The sequence below is a fragment of the Anaerosporobacter faecicola genome, from assembly GCF_012070565.1.
GTDB classification, from domain to species: Bacteria; Bacillota; Clostridia; order Lachnospirales; family Lachnospiraceae; genus Anaerosporobacter; species Anaerosporobacter faecicola.
The window spans coordinates 208325-225713 of the sequence record NZ_JAAQRO010000022.1 but is presented as its reverse complement, the minus strand read 5'-3'; the positions used below and the strand labels follow the sequence as shown (position 1 = coordinate 225713).

At 35.7% G+C, this 17389-nt stretch carries 14 protein-coding genes and 1 other annotated feature; of the genes, 11 read left to right on the top strand and 3 right to left on the bottom strand.

Annotation, left to right across the window (positions count from 1 at the left end; genetic code table 11):
• Nucleotides 1-601 precede the first annotated feature (601 nt).
• The 4 genes from HBB17_RS09160 (at nucleotide 602) to HBB17_RS20345 (ending at nucleotide 3100) form a co-directional block, all read left to right on the top strand.
• The gene (locus tag HBB17_RS09160; RefSeq protein ID WP_167957172.1) at nucleotides 602-970 is read left to right on the top strand and encodes a VOC family protein; all 369 of its coding nucleotides are present in this window, start codon (nucleotides 602-604) and stop codon (nucleotides 968-970) included.
• A 64-nt stretch (nucleotides 971-1034) separates the two neighbouring features.
• Nucleotides 1035-1481 carry a MarR family winged helix-turn-helix transcriptional regulator gene (locus HBB17_RS09155; protein WP_167957171.1) on the top strand — a complete coding sequence of 149 codons (447 nt, stop codon included), beginning with the start codon at nucleotides 1035-1037 and terminating at the stop codon, nucleotides 1479-1481.
• 40 nt (nucleotides 1482-1521) lie between these two features.
• A complete protein-coding gene (locus HBB17_RS09150; RefSeq protein WP_167957170.1) occupies nucleotides 1522-1920 on the top strand; it encodes a metal-dependent transcriptional regulator in 399 nt (132 codons plus the stop codon).
• A gap of 103 nt (nucleotides 1921-2023) precedes the next feature.
• Nucleotides 2024-3100, top strand: coding sequence for a transglutaminase domain-containing protein (locus HBB17_RS20345; RefSeq protein ID WP_207717337.1), 1077 nt, complete (start codon nucleotides 2024-2026; stop codon nucleotides 3098-3100).
• Between the two features lie 32 nt (nucleotides 3101-3132).
• Here HBB17_RS20345 and HBB17_RS09140 read toward each other — a convergent pair whose 3' ends face one another.
• Nucleotides 3133-3924, bottom strand: coding sequence for an AraC family transcriptional regulator (locus HBB17_RS09140; RefSeq protein WP_167957169.1), 792 nt, complete (start codon nucleotides 3922-3924; stop codon nucleotides 3133-3135).
• Nucleotides 3925-4159: 235 nt separating this feature from the next.
• Between HBB17_RS09140 and HBB17_RS09135 the strand changes: the two genes are divergently transcribed.
• Nucleotides 4160-5641: an alpha-N-arabinofuranosidase gene (locus tag HBB17_RS09135; RefSeq protein WP_330588197.1), complete on the top strand. Its 1482-nt coding sequence runs from the start codon at nucleotides 4160-4162 to the stop codon at nucleotides 5639-5641.
• Nucleotides 5642-5890, top strand: coding sequence for a DUF6171 family protein (locus HBB17_RS09130; RefSeq protein ID WP_167957168.1), 249 nt, complete (start codon nucleotides 5642-5644; stop codon nucleotides 5888-5890). It abuts the gene before it with no gap.
• A 54-nt stretch (nucleotides 5891-5944) separates the two neighbouring features.
• On the opposite strand, the gene HBB17_RS09125 is transcribed toward HBB17_RS09130, so the two are convergent.
• Nucleotides 5945-7636 (bottom strand): phosphoenolpyruvate carboxykinase (ATP), encoded by a 1692-nt coding sequence (locus HBB17_RS09125; protein ID WP_167957167.1) that lies wholly within the window; start codon nucleotides 7634-7636, stop codon nucleotides 5945-5947.
• A gap of 461 nt (nucleotides 7637-8097) precedes the next feature.
• Nucleotides 8098-9849 carry a DUF885 domain-containing protein gene (locus HBB17_RS09120; RefSeq protein ID WP_167957166.1) on the bottom strand — a complete coding sequence of 584 codons (1752 nt, stop codon included), beginning with the start codon at nucleotides 9847-9849 and terminating at the stop codon, nucleotides 8098-8100.
• 252 nt (nucleotides 9850-10101) lie between these two features.
• Nucleotides 10102-10354 (top strand) — a binding site (T-box leader).
• Between the two features lie 491 nt (nucleotides 10355-10845).
• On the opposite strand from HBB17_RS09120, the gene metG reads away from it, so the two are divergent.
• The 5 genes from metG to HBB17_RS09095 all read left to right on the top strand — a co-directional run bounded on the left by metG (nucleotide 10846) and on the right by HBB17_RS09095 (nucleotide 17384).
• On the top strand, nucleotides 10846-12807 hold the full coding sequence (gene metG / locus HBB17_RS09115; RefSeq protein ID WP_167957165.1) for a methionine--tRNA ligase: 1962 nt from the start codon (nucleotides 10846-10848) through the stop codon (nucleotides 12805-12807).
• 98 nt (nucleotides 12808-12905) lie between these two features.
• Nucleotides 12906-13322, top strand: a complete 417-nt coding sequence (locus tag HBB17_RS09110; RefSeq protein ID WP_167957164.1) for a hypothetical protein — start codon at nucleotides 12906-12908, stop codon at nucleotides 13320-13322.
• A gap of 321 nt (nucleotides 13323-13643) precedes the next feature.
• Complete coding sequence (locus tag HBB17_RS09105; protein ID WP_167957163.1) at nucleotides 13644-14414, top strand: TatD family hydrolase; 771 nt, start codon at nucleotides 13644-13646, stop codon at nucleotides 14412-14414.
• A gap of 78 nt (nucleotides 14415-14492) precedes the next feature.
• Complete coding sequence (gene rsmA, locus HBB17_RS09100) at nucleotides 14493-15371, top strand: 16S rRNA (adenine(1518)-N(6)/adenine(1519)-N(6))-dimethyltransferase RsmA (RefSeq protein WP_167957162.1); 879 nt, start codon at nucleotides 14493-14495, stop codon at nucleotides 15369-15371.
• 180 nt (nucleotides 15372-15551) lie between these two features.
• The gene (locus HBB17_RS09095) at nucleotides 15552-17384 is read left to right on the top strand and encodes a DUF6128 domain-containing protein (protein WP_167957161.1); all 1833 of its coding nucleotides are present in this window, start codon (nucleotides 15552-15554) and stop codon (nucleotides 17382-17384) included.
• Nucleotides 17385-17389 lie beyond the last annotated feature (5 nt).

Below are 17389 nucleotides of genomic sequence, written 5' to 3'. Positions count from 1 at the left end.
TGAAAAAATCTTCATGAATAATCAAACAAGAACTGACACATTGTGCCAAAAGCATGTAATTCATTCATGAAGATTCTTTTTGTGTTGTAATGAAACAACATTTTTCTTTTGTAATGTTATCTTTTGTAAAAGATTTTCTTTTGTATGTTGTTGTACTTGTTAGCACAACCTTATCTTTGGTATTCCCTGACTTTAAGGATTTTCTTTTGTAAAGACTTTTCATTTGTAGTCTTTCATCATTTGTACATATTTTCTTTTGTAAATTCTACCTTATATTAAGGTGTTCTCTTTGGTGATTTAGTTCTTTTGTGGCTTTTTTGGGGCCTAAGTATATTATTCATTTGTATGTAAAAGCTAGATTACTCTAAGCTTTTCATATGGTTGCATTAATTAAAAAAGACAAATTAATGTTTTATCTGATACCATTATAGTACAGCATTTTATAAAAATCAATGGAAAAAACTAAAAAAGAGTCATAATTAATACTTATATAGATTACTTCTTTATTTGTCGTAATTATTTGAAATCATGGATAAGCTATGTTAAGATAGTATTAGATAAGGTTACTCGTGGGTTTGACTGAAAGATATGGAGGTATTTTATGAAGTTTAAGTTTGCGCATAATAATTTTAATGTTAAGGATCTAGATAAATCAATCGCATTCTATAAAGAAGCATTAGGTTTAGTTGAAACAAGAAGAATGGAAGCGGAAGATGGCAGTTTTATTCTTGTGTATCTCGGTGACCAGAGCACGTCACATCTACTTGAATTAACATGGCTCAAGGAATGGGACCGTCCTTATAACTTAGGGGATAACGAGTTCCATTTAGCATTTGAAGTTGATGATTTTGATGCAGCATTAAAAAAACATCGGGAAATGAATTGTGTATGTTTTGAGAATGAAGCGATGGGAATCTATTTTATCAATGATCCGGATGGATATTGGTTAGAGGTTATTCCAGCTAAATAACACATGCCAATCAGGTAGAATATTACGAGGAACGGCGTAAGTGATATAGAAATGAGGAGTCATTATGGATGCATACGATACGTTTCATGAAACCTTAGTTTCTTTATTCAATGATATTATGGAATTGGAACAGAAGGCAATAATTACGGATCGATTTAAAAATATTACGAATAATGATATGCATATCATAGAAGCAATTGGAGACAAAGCAGCAAAAAATATGTCTTCTGTAGCGAAAGCTTTAAAAGTTACGGTTGGAACATTAACCATTGCTATTAACAACCTTGTTAAGAAGGGATATGTAGATCGTATAAGAAGTGAAAAAGATAAACGAGTTGTACTAATCTCACTGAGTGAACTTGGTCGAGAAGCTTACGTACATCATAAGAATTTTCATGAGAAGATGATTGACGCAATGATGGAAGGTTTGGATGAGCACGAAACAAATGTGTTAGTCAAAGCTTTGACTAGCTTAAACCAGTTTTTTAAAAGTTACCAAAGTGATAAATAGCTGATGCGTTACAGATAACAGGTTATCTGGAGGTTTACAAATGAAAGAGAAATATATACTTACCGCATCACAAGAGGATTATTTGAAACAAATCTATGTGTTGGGAATGAAACAGGAAGAGGTGAGAGTAACCGATGTTGCAAAACAACTAGGGTTATCCAAACCAAGTGTGAATCGAGCAATTAATACGTTACGGGAAGGGGAGTTTCTTGTACATGAACATTATGGGACACTGCATCTGACGCCAAAAGGCGAGAAAGCTGCTAATAATATCTATGAGTCCTATAAAGTTATTCGAAGATTTCTAATCGAAGTGTTAGAAGTTGAGGAAGAAGTTGCTGATAAGGAAGCAGACCTTATGGAACACAATATCAGCAAATCGACGAAAAAGAAGTGGAAGAAATACATGAAAAAAGAACGGAAGAATAAAAATAAGTAAATATCTATAAAACTTCGCACTAAATTTATGGATAAATTCGACCAAGATAGTATAGTAGAAGGCGTGAAGTTTGAAGAGGCTAACAGATTAGGAGGAGCGCAGAATGATTATGAGACGAGTAAAGGCAACTATTTTATGTATACTTATCTGTATTTCCCTTATCAATCCTATAAAAGCAACGGCTACAACCACAAATACACGAGATGAATTTGTAAGGGAACTATATGAAGCAATTGTAAATCGTGAAGATGATGTAACAATAACCTATACAGGGTCAACGGGAGATAAATTATTTGATGAATTCGAAGAATTGATTGAGGAAGTATATGAAATCGATGAGGAAGATACATCAAGCGATGCGGACTATATACGAGGATTATTAAAGTCTTATTCCGTATCATCAAATGGAAGTTTATTCATTATAAAATTTAAGTATTATGAATCACTAAAGGAAACGAAAAAAGTAGATACAAAGATCGCAGAAATTTTAAAATCATTGGATATAAGCAGTCTTTCCACGTATGGTAAAGTAAAGGCAATTCATGATTATCTCGTTAATCATGTGTCCTATGATACGACATCTACGAAATTCAGTGCATATGATGGGCTGTTCAATAAAAGTACAGTATGTAATGGATATGCATTGCTTTACTATAAGATGCTAATAGAGGCAGGGGTCCCATGCCGGGTTGTTACTGGCTTAGGAACGGTAGATGAATCACAGATGTTGCATGCATGGAATTTGGTTAAGATCAACAAAAAGTGGTATTGCGTTGATGTAACTTGGGATGATCCAATTGGTGGAAATCGAGTTTATTATGATTACTTTTTAAAAGGTAGTAGTAATTTTGATAAAGACCATATGGCAACCGACAAGTTTGAAAATCAGGAGACACTTTCTAAGTACAACATCTCATCAAAGAATTATAGCGTGTTATTGTCCGATATCAAGATGATTAATAAGGCGACATTAAAAGTAAGCAAGACAAAAAAAATCACGTTACCTGTTCCAGAGAAAGCAACGGTAAAATGGAAAAGCAGTAATACAAAGGTAGCAACAGTATCGAAAACTGGTAAGGTCACAGCAAAAGCAAAAGGCACGGCTACCGTATCAGCAACCGTTACATTGCCAAATGGTTCGAAAAAGAAAGTAACAACGAAAATAACGGTTAAGAAGTAAACGATTTATTATTGCACTGGATTTTGATGATCTTATTTTTGAGAAGATAGCCGTAGTCGATATTGTTTCGGGGTATATCCTGTATACTTTTTGAATTGTCGGAGAAAATGTACATCATTTTCATAACCACAAAGTGTGGCAATTTCTTTGACAGAATAGTTCGTTTGGTCAAGGTGGTATTTGGCAAACTCAAGTTTACTGTTGATCACATCTTGGATACAGGAAACGTGAAAAGTTTTTTTGTAAAGTGTGTGAAAATACGAAGGACTTAGATCCAACTTACCTGCCAATTCTTCTACGGTGTGTCTTTGTTCTACCGTGTTATAGATGTAAGAACGTAATGAGAGTAATTCATGATAGTAACTGGAATAAGGGGTGTTATTTGCAATTGAACTTAATTGTTCCTCAATTTTTAGGAACAGAAGTTTTAGGATCAATTGCTTTGACTCCTCTTTTTTTTTGTTCGCAGATAAATGTTCAAAACTTAATTCACGAATCTGCCTAGAAAGTAATTCTATGGAAGGAATCTCATAGATTGTATCAAAGGTAATAATAGAGGAAACATAGGATAGTTCAGTTTTGCTATCGAAATCAAAGTGTAAAAAATCATTGCAGTATGGTTTCTGGTCTGCACGATAATGCTGTGGGGAATTCTTATTAAAGAGTATGACACAAGGATTTTTCTGAATTGTAGTTACACCCTTTATACAAAAGACTGTTGGTGTAAATGTGAGTAGTAGTAGATAATCACCTGTACCTTGGGGACGATCAATACGAAAGGTTGAATCATGATGATAGTGATAGCCGATACCATGGATTTGCATGTATAACCCTCTTTCTATATAAAAAGTAGAATAGTTCAGTTTTATAATACAATAAATCATTGTAATGCATTTGTCAATTTTATATCATGAAGTAAGGGGCAAAGTATCGTTTGACCGTATGATACATGAATCGTTTCGTTGCCTTGCAACTCCCGTATCTAAAGCTGAATGTGGCAGTAGAGCAGAAGAAAGAATAGGATGGGGAACATACAAAATTGAACATTGTAGGAGGAATATGATGAAACAGGTAAATCTTTATGTGAATGCAGCAAATCGGAAAAGCAAGATTAATAAAGAAATTTATGGTCATTTCTCAGAACATCTGGGAAGATGTATCTATGATGGAATCTATGTTGGAGAAGACTCTACCATACCAAATGTAAAAGGTATGCGAAAAGATGTTGTGGATGCCTTAAAAGAAATCAAGACACCTGTTCTTCGTTGGCCAGGCGGATGTTTTGCAGATGAGTATCATTGGAAAGACGGAATTGGTCCAAAGGAAGACCGTAAGAAGATGGTTAACACCAACTGGGGGGGAGTAACAGAAGACAATAGTTTTGGTACCCATGAATTTCTGGAATTATGTGAACAGATTGGTTGTGAACCATACATAGCAGGTAATTTAGGAAGTGGAACCGTTCAAGAATTATCAGAATGGGTAGAATATATGACTTTTGATGGGATCTCACCAATGGCTGATTTAAGAAAGAAAAATGGTAGAGAGAAACCATGGAAAGTGAAATATCTTGGTATTGGGAATGAAAATTGGGGCTGTGGAGGAAACATGGAACCAGATTATTATGCAGCAGAATATCGTCGATATCAGCAATTTTGCAAAAATTTCAGTGGAAATGAATTATATAAAGTAGCATGTGGTCCGAACAGCGATGATTATCATTGGACCGATGTACTTATGTCAAAGATTAATAAAGGCATTAGCAAAGCCATTAGTTTACACTACTACACCGTACCAGGCGAGTGGAGTAAGAAAGGTAGTGCGACTGCATTTAGCAAGGATGAGTATTTCACTACTTTACAGAAAGCATACAAGATGGAAGAATTAATCGTAAAACATTGTGAGATTATGAGCAAACATGATCAGGAACATGAAATCGGTTTGATCGTAGATGAATGGGGCAATTGGTTTGATGTAGAACCAGGTACGAATCCAGGCTTCTTGTACCAACAAAATACGATGAGGGATGCAATCACCGCTTCAATTAATTTGAATATCTTTAATCAACATTCTGATCGAGTTGTTATGGCAAACATTGCACAAGTTGTTAATGTACTACAATCGGTAATCCTTACAGAAGGTGATAAGATGATTAAGACACCAACATTCCACATTTTCCGGATGTATCGTGATCATCAAGAAGCAACTTTATTGGATAGTTATATTGATGCAACCACTACAGCGGAAAATGCGACAATTCCTGCGTTATCTCAATCTGTTTCAATGAAAGAAGATGGAAGCATCTTAGCAACAATTTCAAACTGCGATTTGGAACAGGATTATGAAGTAACAATCCATCTTGCAGCAAAGTGTGCAAAATCTTGTACTGCTGAAATTTTACAGGCAGAAATTGATGCTTATAATTCATTTGACAATGCTGATGTGGTTGAACCAAAAGTATACAACGGTTTTTCTATGAAAGAAGATACAATTGTAGTTACGGTACCAGCAGCAAGTGTTATCGCACTTTCAATCAAATAAATGAAAATGTGTAAACGATGTCTTCTTTCTGAAATCGATCAGGATCAGTACTATGCCAATATGTACGAATACATTGCATTGCTTCCAGTGGATATTAAGACTGAAGAGAAAGAATATCAAAGAAGGCTAAGCTTGTGCAAACAATGTGATGAACTTCAAAATGGTATGTGCAGAAAGTGTGGTTGTTTTGTGGAAGTTCGGGCAGCAAAAAAACAAAATTATTGTCCAAGTGAAAAGAAGTTCTGGTAAGTAATAAAACAAAAAAACGAGCGCCGTATACGGCGCTCGTTTAACGTATTTGAATTAGTTTAATTCAGCAACAAGTTTCTTTAATGCTTCTAATGCATCTTCAGGAAGTGCATCATAACCATCTTTTGCAGTTTTCATAGATTCAACGAAGTTTACACGATCTTGCATACGAGCTTTTAATTGATCCGTGTAAGATTTATCATTCATATCTGGAACGAATCCTTCCCAATCCATGATTTCGATATCAGAGAAGTTACCCCATTGTTTGAATTGAGCTCTTTCTTCTACGATTGCTTCAAGTACACCTAATGTATCTTTAGGTTGAACTTTCTTGCCCATGAAATCACCAGTGTTAACAATGTAACAATCTACATTCTTATCACCAACTAATTTTTTGAATTTTTCATAGTCGTTTACAAGTGGGTAAGTTCTGAATGGGTTAGCATATGGTACAACTACTAATGCATTTGGATCTGCTCCTGGAGCAAGTCTTTCTGCTGAAGATCTCTTAGTTGCTAATGTAGCACCCATAACAGAAGCTAATGAAGCACCTTTTAATTTTACTACTGGTGGAATTGTAGGGTCTTTCATAATCCAGAAGATTGCATTAACAGGAGCATCAATCTTATCAACACGGTTTGGTGACCATAATTTAGATTTGATTGCACGTCCGTTACCATTTCTGATATCTTCTGTAACTAATTGAACTTTTCCTTCTTCATCAAGTGTAGCAGAACAGTTTTGAGCAGATAATAAGTATTGGTTATCTGGACAACCTGTTGGGTAGTCTGCAGTTTTATCAAAATATGTAGGCTCTAATGCGATTGATGAACAAGTATCTGTATTGATAATGAAGGCATCATCATGAAGAACTTTGATTTCATATTTTCCGCCATGTTTTGCATGAGTAAGAGTTGATTTACCTGATCCAGATAAACCATATACAGATGCAACGAATTTCTTTCCGCCATCTAATAAGTATTCTTTTTGTCCACCGTGACAAGAAGCGTAACCATTTCTGTTAGCAATAGCCCAAGCCATTGTTAATGTACCTTTCTTGTGTTCACCGAAATATCTCATACCTAAGATACAAGCACAGTTTTGTTCTGTGTTGAAGTAGCATAAGCATTTAGGATCGCTTAAGCAAGTAAGGTCAACGTTTGGACGGTCAGCTGGAATCCATTGAGGATCAGAGAAGATATAGATATCAGCTTCTTTTCCATCACCAACTGGTTTAGAGTTTTTGTACATCTTTACATATTCATCTGACATGTATTGGAAGTTTAACATCCAATTGTACATAATGTTTTCTTCGCCTTCTGGAATAAGAAGATGAGCTTTTACCATGAATTCTGGATCAAGACCAACGAATACTTCTGCATGATACATTGTTTTCCAACGTGATTCATAAACAGCATCCATTGTTAAACGATCTAATTTAGCACAGTTAACTCCTGGTTCGCCAGCAATACGACGAGCAGTAGCGTAACGTCCAGTTACAGCACCATCATTGAATAAAAGAACTTTTGCATCTTTTTCAAGACCAAATTCTTCACCTCTGTATACTGGCATATCTGTTACAACAGTTCCTGGAGAGTTTTTAGCTAATTCATAAGCTTCTTTTAAAGTGTTTACTTTTACTACGTTATTACCGTAGAAAGCAGCCTCGATGATTGAACGAGTTGTTGAGAAACCAACTTTTCCTGCTCCAATTTCATTAATTGGATAATAAGCCTTAGTTGACATGAAAATTTCCTCCTATACTATAAGGTATTGTTAGTGTAACTATTCTGTGGCTTTCTTTATGTAGCGAATAGTCACTGTTATATTATAAATTAGCTATGACGACACATGGAGACCCATGGGATAGAATGTCTTGCTAAATTTATGCGAGTTTATAACAAGTACAATGTATAACCATAAGAGAGGGATAGGTAAACGCTATTCATCTTAGCATCAGTTAATTTTTTAACAATAAATTAACATCAAATCGTATGCCACCTTAAGTATAATTTCTTTTGTTGTAAATGTCAACAAAAGAAACATTAATTAATAATTATTTATTAAAAACGTAGAAAAATGAATAAAAATTTACAAAAAAGCACTTAATTTGTATTTATAGGTAGCAATTGATACACATGCTATCCTATATTACCAAATTAAGTGCTAGACGTAAAGCTTAATTGTTCAATTTGCGTAAGGAATTACTACTTCATGGTAGAAATCCATTGATCCATGTAGTTGTCAAGTACAAAGAATTGACAAGGACCTGCTTTTAGTAGAAATTCATGGAAGTCTTTTTCCGAAAATTGATCTCCAAGTTCTTTCTCTGCTTTGCTACGAAGTTCCATAAACTCAAGGTATCCAATGGTATATTGAAGGTAGTTTGCAGGCTCTTCGATCATAGACATATAGAATTGATCTAACGTTTCTTCATCTGTAATACCTAACATGTTGTTTAAGTATTTGTCAGAATCCTCCCGTGTCCAACCTTCGTAATTAATTCCAATATCAGCTCTTGCGTAGAGCATAAGGATAACGGCATTGTTTTCTTCTAGAAGAGTTGCTAAGGAATCATCAATACCAGACATATGATATGCAATCATCTCTACATAGGTTGCCCAGCCTTCCGAGTATCCACCAAAATTCATCGTACTACGGATTGGAGATGGACTTTGCTGTGCATAGTATACATTCTGGAATAGATGGCCAGGATATCCTTCGTGTGCTAAGGTTGTGAAGATTTGTGAAAGATCATACTTGTCACTTCCATTAATATAGATGGAGTTTTCTTTATAATTATCAATAGCAGGCGTTAGATAAAAAGCTGGACTGATAAAATCTTCCAATGATTTATTAACATATTTTATGGAGTAATTAACTTTTTCCATATCAGGGAATCGATCTTTGATGGCATCTTGCAGATACGTAAGAATCTTTTCAGGATCAGTCATTGGATAGGAAGGATCATTTGCTTTATCAAGTAAAGTAGGGTCTTTGGCAAGAAGTGCCTGCATACTTGCAATGTTTTTGTTCATGTATTTCTCGATCAATTTTAGGAGATCATCGATGCTACGGTCGGAACCAGTTTCTGTTTTCACAAGAGATTCGTAGTATTCCTTACCTTTTGGAAAATTACATAAACCTCCATCATTTTTGCCTGTTCCTTTTAAGTCATTAAGACCATCGATCAATAGCTGGTAAGCTGGTATTACGTAATCCAAAATAGCTGCTTTATTCTGTTCTTTGTAAGCTTTGATTTCCTCTTTTGTTAATCCATCAAATTCTTTTATCTTGTCATTGAAGACGGATATCAAGAAGTTATCCTCTTTCTCTTTAATCAAAGATTCACATTGTTCTACGATGTCCTCAACAGCACGGTCGCTCATGAAAAGACCAGCTTCTGATTTTTGCTTCTGGAATTCAATGATCTGTTTAAAATAATCATATGTACATGGGAGTAATTGCAGATAGGAATCAATATCTTCTTTATCATAAAAAGAATATTCCGCAAACAATATTGGTAGTTGTGCTTGTAAGCCGATGGTTGGACTTAATGTTTCATAATAAAGCAGTAGATCCTCTGCATTTTTATCTACTTTGTAGTAATCCTTCATTACGTCATAGGTTAGTTTTTGGTCATCCGTTAATTTCTTATAATTAATTTGTTTTAACCTTGCGGAGTAATTTTCACATTTAGCTAAATTCTCTTTCATGGAATCCAGTGTAAATTCACCCAACGTTGGTGTAAAATTCGTAATACCGTAATTTTCAGGATTTGCTAAGGTGTAATTTAATGTTATGCTATCACTTTGTACATTATCTAAAAAAATCTCATTTGTTAATGCTTCAAATTCTGTCTGACCGAGTGTTGCACGTTCTTCTTTTTTACATCCGTTTAATGCAAATAGAAGGAGAAGAAAAGTGAATACCAGGTACAGTTTTTTCCTTATTTTCATAGTTACCTCCATTCATGTTTGTAATGCTAATCCTATGAATCGACTTGCTGTAGGAGTTCTTTCCCTATAAGTATTATATTAGCATTCACAGTGTATATGATACTAGAAACTACAGGATACAGCGATTCACAGATATCGTGACCTTTTGACCCTTGTATCATCTTAATATATTTACAAAAGAAAGTAAATAAAAAGGAGGCGCAAAATTATTTTGACAATATTTCTGTACGATGCTATACTACAAAGTAATAATGAAAAGCTACGAAGAGAAGAGTACATGTTGGGAAGCTTACAGAGAGCCTTGATTGCTGAGAAAAGGTAGAGGAAGAACGTGGAAGATGGTCTTGGAGCTTTGTTCTTGAATGATCGTAAGAAACTGGTCTTTAGGGAACAACGGGAATCTGCAACCGTTATCATGCAAGACTGTATTTTGCAGTTTGTAAGTTCTATTTTGTGAGAAATAGAAGAATTAAAGTGGTACCACGGGTCATTACTCGTCTTTAATCGAAATCAGTAGATTTCCCTTAAAAGACGAGTTTTTTTATATAATAGGGTTCGGGTGCCAAAAGCCCTTATTTATTTTGATTTCCGTCAATTTGCACAAATTAAGTTTGTCTAACATGTAATACAGGACATAGTTCACTCGCAACACGCTCTCGCTTGGATGAAGTTCGTAGTGGTACATAAGGCTCTAAAGTACAGAGCCAAAGTACCAACGACTTCATACAGTTGCTCATCAAACTATGTCCTGTATTACATGAGATTAGCTAGTGTTTGTGCAAATTAACGAAAGAAAGTTTTACTAAGGGCTTTTGACACCCGAAGCATAATAGGGAAGTCCTCTGACTTTCCTATTATAGAACCAACCGGGGGATGCGCACTTTGTTCTTGTATTTTTTATAGTAGTAAGATCAAACATCATGATTAGAAGAACACAACATTGTTAAAGAACACAACATATGGGTAATACTATGTTTATATCTAGGAGGAATAAAAATGAGTAAAAAACCTTATTACATCTCAACGGCTATCGCTTATACTTCAGGTAAGCCACACATTGGAAATACGTATGAAATTGTTTTAGCGGACAGTATCGCACGTTTTAAAAGAGCGCAAGGATATGATGTGTACTTCCAGACAGGTACCGATGAACATGGACAAAAGATTGAATTAAAAGCTGCTGATGCTGGAATTACACCAAAAGAATTTGTAGATGGTGTAGCTGGGCAAATCAAAAGAATCTGGGATCTTATGAATACGTCTTATGACAAATTCGTTCGTACAACAGATGAGCCTCATGAAAAACAAGTACAGAAGATCTTTAAGAAATTATATGATCAAGGAGATATCTACAAAGGGTTTTATGAAGGAATGTATTGTACGCCTTGTGAATCTTTCTTCACTTCATCTCAATTAGTAGATGGCAAATGTCCAGACTGTGGAAGGGAATGCCAACCAGCTAAGGAAGAAGCATACTTCCTTAAATTAAGCAATTACACAAATCGTCTGATTGAACATATCAATAGCCATCCGGAATTCATTCAACCAGAATCAAGAAAGAATGAAATGATGAACAATTTCATTCTAGCTGGATTACAAGACCTTTGTGTTTCAAGAACCTCTTTCAAATGGGGAGTTCCAGTAGATTTTGATAACAAACATGTAGTTTATGTATGGTTAGATGCATTAAGCAACTATATTACAGGTCTTGGTTATGATGTAGATGGAAACAACGGAGAAAACTTTGGAACGTATTGGCCTGCTGACTTACATTTGATCGGTAAAGATATTCTTCGATTCCATACGATTTACTGGCCAATCATGTTAATGGCACTTGATCTTCCATTACCAAAACAAATCTTTGGTCATCCATGGTTGTTACAAAATGATGGTAAGATGAGTAAATCCAAAGGAAATGTGCTCTACGCAGATGACCTTGTAGATTTCTTTGGTGTGGATGCGGTTCGTTATTTTGTTCTTCATGAAATGCCTTTTGATAACGATGGTGTCATCACATGGGAACTTATGGTAGAACGTATGAATTCGGACCTTGCCAATACATTAGGAAACCTTGTAAACCGTACAATCTCAATGTCAAACAAATATTTTGATGGTGTAGTAACGGATCGTGGAGTGAAAGAAGCTGTTGATGAAGAGTTGGTAAAACTTGCATTACAGACACCTGATAAAGTGGCAGAAAAGATGGAGAAACTTCGTGTTGCAGATGCAATTTCAGAAATATTCACCTTATTTAAACGTTGCAACAAATACATCGACGAAACCATGCCTTGGGCTTTGGCAAAAGACGAAAGCAAGAAAGAAAGATTGGAAACCGTATTATATAATTTAGTAGAATCCATTTGTATCGGAGCAAGTTTGTTAGAATCCTTTATGCCAGAAACTTCTGCTAAGATCTTACAACAAATGAATACAACAACACGTTCACTAGAAGATATGAAGGAATATGGAAAATATCCTTCTGGAAATAAGGTTACTAGTACACCAGAAATCTTATTCCAAAGATTAGACCTTGCAGAAGTAATGGAAAAAGTTGAAGTCTTAAGAGCAGACCAAATGAAAGATGTAATGCCAGAGAAAGAGGAAGAACCAGTGATTGATATAGAAGCAAAAGAAGAGATTACGTATGAAGATTTCATGAAGATGCAGTTCCAGGTTGGAGAAATTATTGCATGTGAAGAAGTGAAAAAATCGAAAAAATTACTTTGCTCACAAGTAAAGATTGGAAGCCAGGTGAAGCAAATCGTTTCTGGAATAAAGGCACATTATACAGCTGAAGAGATGGTTGGTAAAAAAGTGATGGTATTAGTGAACTTAAAGCCAGCTAAATTAGCAGGTGTATTATCAGAAGGAATGTTACTTTGTGCAGAAGATGAAAATGGAGAATTGGCATTAATGGTTCCAGAAAAGAAAATGCCAGCTGGCGCAGAGATCTGTTAGTAAACAGGTAGGTACGACCAGTCGCTTACGGCGTACTTGACTTAATATGGAAAAAATGTTAAATTAAAGTTACGTTTTTAACCCAAGGAGGTCATAATATGAGAATTGCGATTTGTACTCATGATGATAATCAGTGGGGAAGCTTATCTCAGATGATTTCATCATTTTATTCATCTGGTAAGGATACTGTAGTCATTGAGGAATTTAGCAGTAAAGAAGCATTTGCGAAGAAACATGTCGTAAGTGCATTTGATATTATGATTTGCTGTTTTGAGGGAACGGAGGGGTTGGAAACAATAGCATTAGCAAAACGCTCTCGTAGCGATATCCAGTTGATCTGGTTAGGAGAGAATAATACATTCTCTCCATGTGGCTATCGAATTCGAGTGGTAGATTACATTGAAGGACCTCATGTGAAGGACCAACTGAAAGGCGTACTTTTTGGGAAACAGAATGTGATTCAATACCCTGTTTACCAAAAAGAGAGAGACACATTATGTTTTCATATATGCTAGGAATAAGAGCTTTTGTAACGTAGAGATCGCGTCTACGGAACAAAGGCTCTTTTTCGCACATAAGGTAGATGTCAGCGGAAGCTGACTTTCCTCTATTAGGGAATGGATTATCTATGTAAGTAATTCACGAGAGGAAGAAATCCTTGTAAGTTCTATATCTCTTGGTTATAATAAGGAAAGATGAAGTAGTGTTGAGGACATCAAAACCAATAGTCACGTCATATGTATTATTGAAAACATGACGTGATATGACCTTTTGACCCTTACATCATAATATTAGAAATGGAATAAGAACAAAAGTGGCTTGAAAGGACAGATAAAATGATCATTGATACACATGCACATTATGATGATGGACAATTTGATATAGATCGGGAAGAACTTTTAACTTCTATGGAAGCGAATGGAATTACCCGTATTGTAAATGTAGGAGCGGATATGGATAGCTCTAGACAGACAGTTGCATTAACAGAGAAATATTCTTTTTTGTATGGTGCAGTTGGTGTACATCCCAACAGTACCGCAGAATTATCGCAGGAGAAGATTATAGAGTTAAAAAAGATGGCACAACTGCCTAAAATTGTTGCAATTGGTGAGATCGGATTAGACTATTACTGGGATGAACCTGAACCTTCTGTTCAGAAACAATGGTTTGACTGTCAGATGGATCTGGCAAGAGAAGTCAAACTGCCTATGATCATTCATAGTCGTGATGCTGCAAAGGATACAATTGATATGATGAAGGCACAGAAAGCAGGAGAAATCGGAGGAGTAATTCATTGCTATTCTTATTCCGTTGAGATGGCAAGAGAATATCTGAATATGGGATTTTTCCTAGGAATTGGTGGAGTGGTAACCTTCAAGAACGCAAAGACAATCAAAGAGGTAGTTTCTTATGCACCAATCGAGGCGCTTGTATTGGAGACAGATTGTCCATATCTAGCACCAGAGCCAAATCGTGGGAAACGGAATTCTTCAAAGAATATTCCATACGTAGTACAGGAAATTGCTCGACTGAAAGATATAGATGTTGAAAAAGTGATAGCGGTAACAGAGAAAAATGCAAGAAGCTTATATCCAAAGCTAAAGTGAGTAATTGAATACGTGTGACCAATAAGAGAAAATGAAGCAAGAGAAGTAGAGGAAAAAAGAAAGATAGAGGAAAACGGAATGGATCATAGTAATAAATTAGCAAATCCACAGAATACTATTGAAGTATTGAAAAAGTATAATTTTGTATTTCAAAAGAAATTTGGCCAGAATTTTTTAATTGATACCCATGTGTTAGAGAAAATCGTGACGGCAGCAGGTGTAACGAAAGATGATTTTGTATTAGAGATCGGACCTGGAATTGGATCAATGACACAATATCTTTGTGAACATGCAAGAGAAGTTGTTGCAGTTGAAATTGATACAGCTTTAATTCCAATCTTAAAGAATACGCTATCTTCCTATGATAATGTTACGGTATTGAATGAAGATATTCTGAAAGTTGATATTAATAAACTTGCGCAGGAAAAAAATCAAGGGAAACCGATTAAAGTGGTTGCCAATTTACCTTACTATATTACAACACCAATTATTATGGGACTATTCGAGAGCCATGTTCCAATTGATAATATTACCGTAATGGTACAAAAAGAGGTGGCAGATCGTATGCAGGTTGGACCAGGTACAAAGGATTATGGCGCATTGTCATTAGCAGTACAATATTATGCAGAACCATATATTGTAGCCAATGTTCCACCAAATTGCTTTATGCCTAGACCAAATGTAGGTTCTGCGGTAATCCGTTTAACGACCCATAAAGAAATACCGGTACAAGTGGATGATGAAAAATTAATGTTTCGTTTGATTCGTGCATCTTTTAATCAACGAAGAAAGACATTGGTAAATGGATTGAACAACTCTCCAGAAATCCATGTTGATAAGGAAGTAATCATCAAAGCCATTGAGAAGCTTGATGTCTCTCCAACCATTCGAGGAGAAGCGCTGGATCTTCAACAGTTTGCAAAACTAAGTAATGCGATCAGTCGTATGCAGGCTTAAGAAGAAAAAGCAGACTTGTATAAGCAATGATTTATACAATAGAATAAACAATAGCATATTTTCACAAAAAACTGACATAATGGACAACCTTTTTGAATATATATAAAGCATAAGAATTGCGTTCGGAAGGATCATTTAAGGAGAGATTCTTCATATGGTCAAAAAGGAAGGATGAGTGGAGTGGCTGATTATCGAAGACTGATTTCATACATTTATAATTATGAAAAAGGGATAAAAAAGAATAATGTAGGGTTTGCGAAGATTGAACTTCGCAATGGACAATGCAAGTTTACTATAAGCTGTAAAGCAACCAGTCTAAATGGTCAAAAATTACGTATTTATGTATTTTACCGCGAGAAAAGAAAAATGATTCAAATCATATTAGCAGAATCAACGGTTAAAAATGGCGTATTCGAATGGAAAGGAATAACCAATTCGGAAAATGTCATGAATACAGGGTATTCTTTTGATCGTTTAGGCGGGTTGCTTTTGTTCTATTCTTTGGACAAATTTTATGGAACAGAATGGGATGATCAAAGAATTGAGATGGATCGGCTGATTCAGTGGGACGAGGTTCGGGATAATGAGGAACAAGATGCATGGAGACCGATGAAAGAAGGACGAACCAAGACGGTGGTGGCTGAGGTAGAAGCAAACCCTAATAAGACCAATCGAAAAGAGAAAAAAGTTGTAGAGTTGGGCAAAATAGACCAAAACCTTATGGAAGTTGTTAGAGATGAACAGGCGTATCAGGAACAGATGAAGGTGGCGGAAGAGGCGGTTACCAGAAGCCAAGAAGAAATTGTAAAAAGTATTCTTCGCAGTATAGATGAAGGACTAGAACGGTTTTGTAAAGAGGAGAATGGATCATTCAATAAAGGTAATACATTTGCCAAACGGGAAAAAGACAGAGAAATACATATGGACAGAAGTGGTGATGGCGTACAGGAGGAATTGTGTGCCTCTGAGATTGAACATAACACGTCTAAATCATTTCTACAACAAGAAGAGATACCAATATCACCAGAAGCAGCGAAGTTGGTAGGCTATCGTTTTATTAACTGGTATCGGAGCAGAGAATCCGGTTTTCCAGAACCTAGAAAGCAGACATCGATACTGCAGCAGGATAAACAAGCAACCGTAAATATAAAACAAATAGAAAATGAAAACCAAGAAGAAAGTGTCAGTCAAGAAGAAATTGTCAGCCAAGAAGAGAGTGCAAGACGAGAAGAAAGTATAAGGCAAGAAGAAATCGTCAGCCAAGAAGAGAGTGCAAGACGAGAAGAAAGTATAAGGCAAGAAGAAAGCGCAAGACGAGAAGAAAGTATAAGACAAGAAGAGAGCACAAGACGAGAAGAGAGTGCAAGACGAGAAGATAGTATAAGACAAGAAGACAGCACAAAACGAGAAGAAAGTATAAGACAAGAAGAAAGCGCAAGACGAGAAGATAGTGCAAGACAAGAAGAAAGCGCAAGACAAGAAGAGAGTGCAAGACAAACAGAGTCTGAAGAAATGCTAGTAAGTGAGGCACAAACAGATGCTACAAAACAAGCTCGTACAGAAAGGAAGGAAAAATCCACGGAATATCGTTCCTTTTATGGGATAGAGAATGAAAAAGAATGGAATGCCAAACTTGAAGAGGTAGCAAAGAAAAAAATAACCACAGCAGAACGAATTCTGCAGAAATACCCTTCGATCTATCCATTTGAAGACAATGAAATCTTATCTTGTGTACGAATCGAACCAGGAGATATTGGACTATTCCCAATAGAAAATTGGGTACTTGGAAACAACAGTTTTCTTCTTCATGGATATTATAATTTTCGGCATCTGATTTTTGCAAAACGTAAGACGGAAACGGGGGAAGAGTATATCTTAGGTGTTCCAGGGATCTACCAGAACCGAGAGAAATTTATGGCGAAAATGTTTGGGTTTACACAATTTAAGAGTTCCAAAGCAAAAGAACAAAAAACTGGGGGATTTGGGTACTGGTATGTTACCGTAAATATGTAAACGTA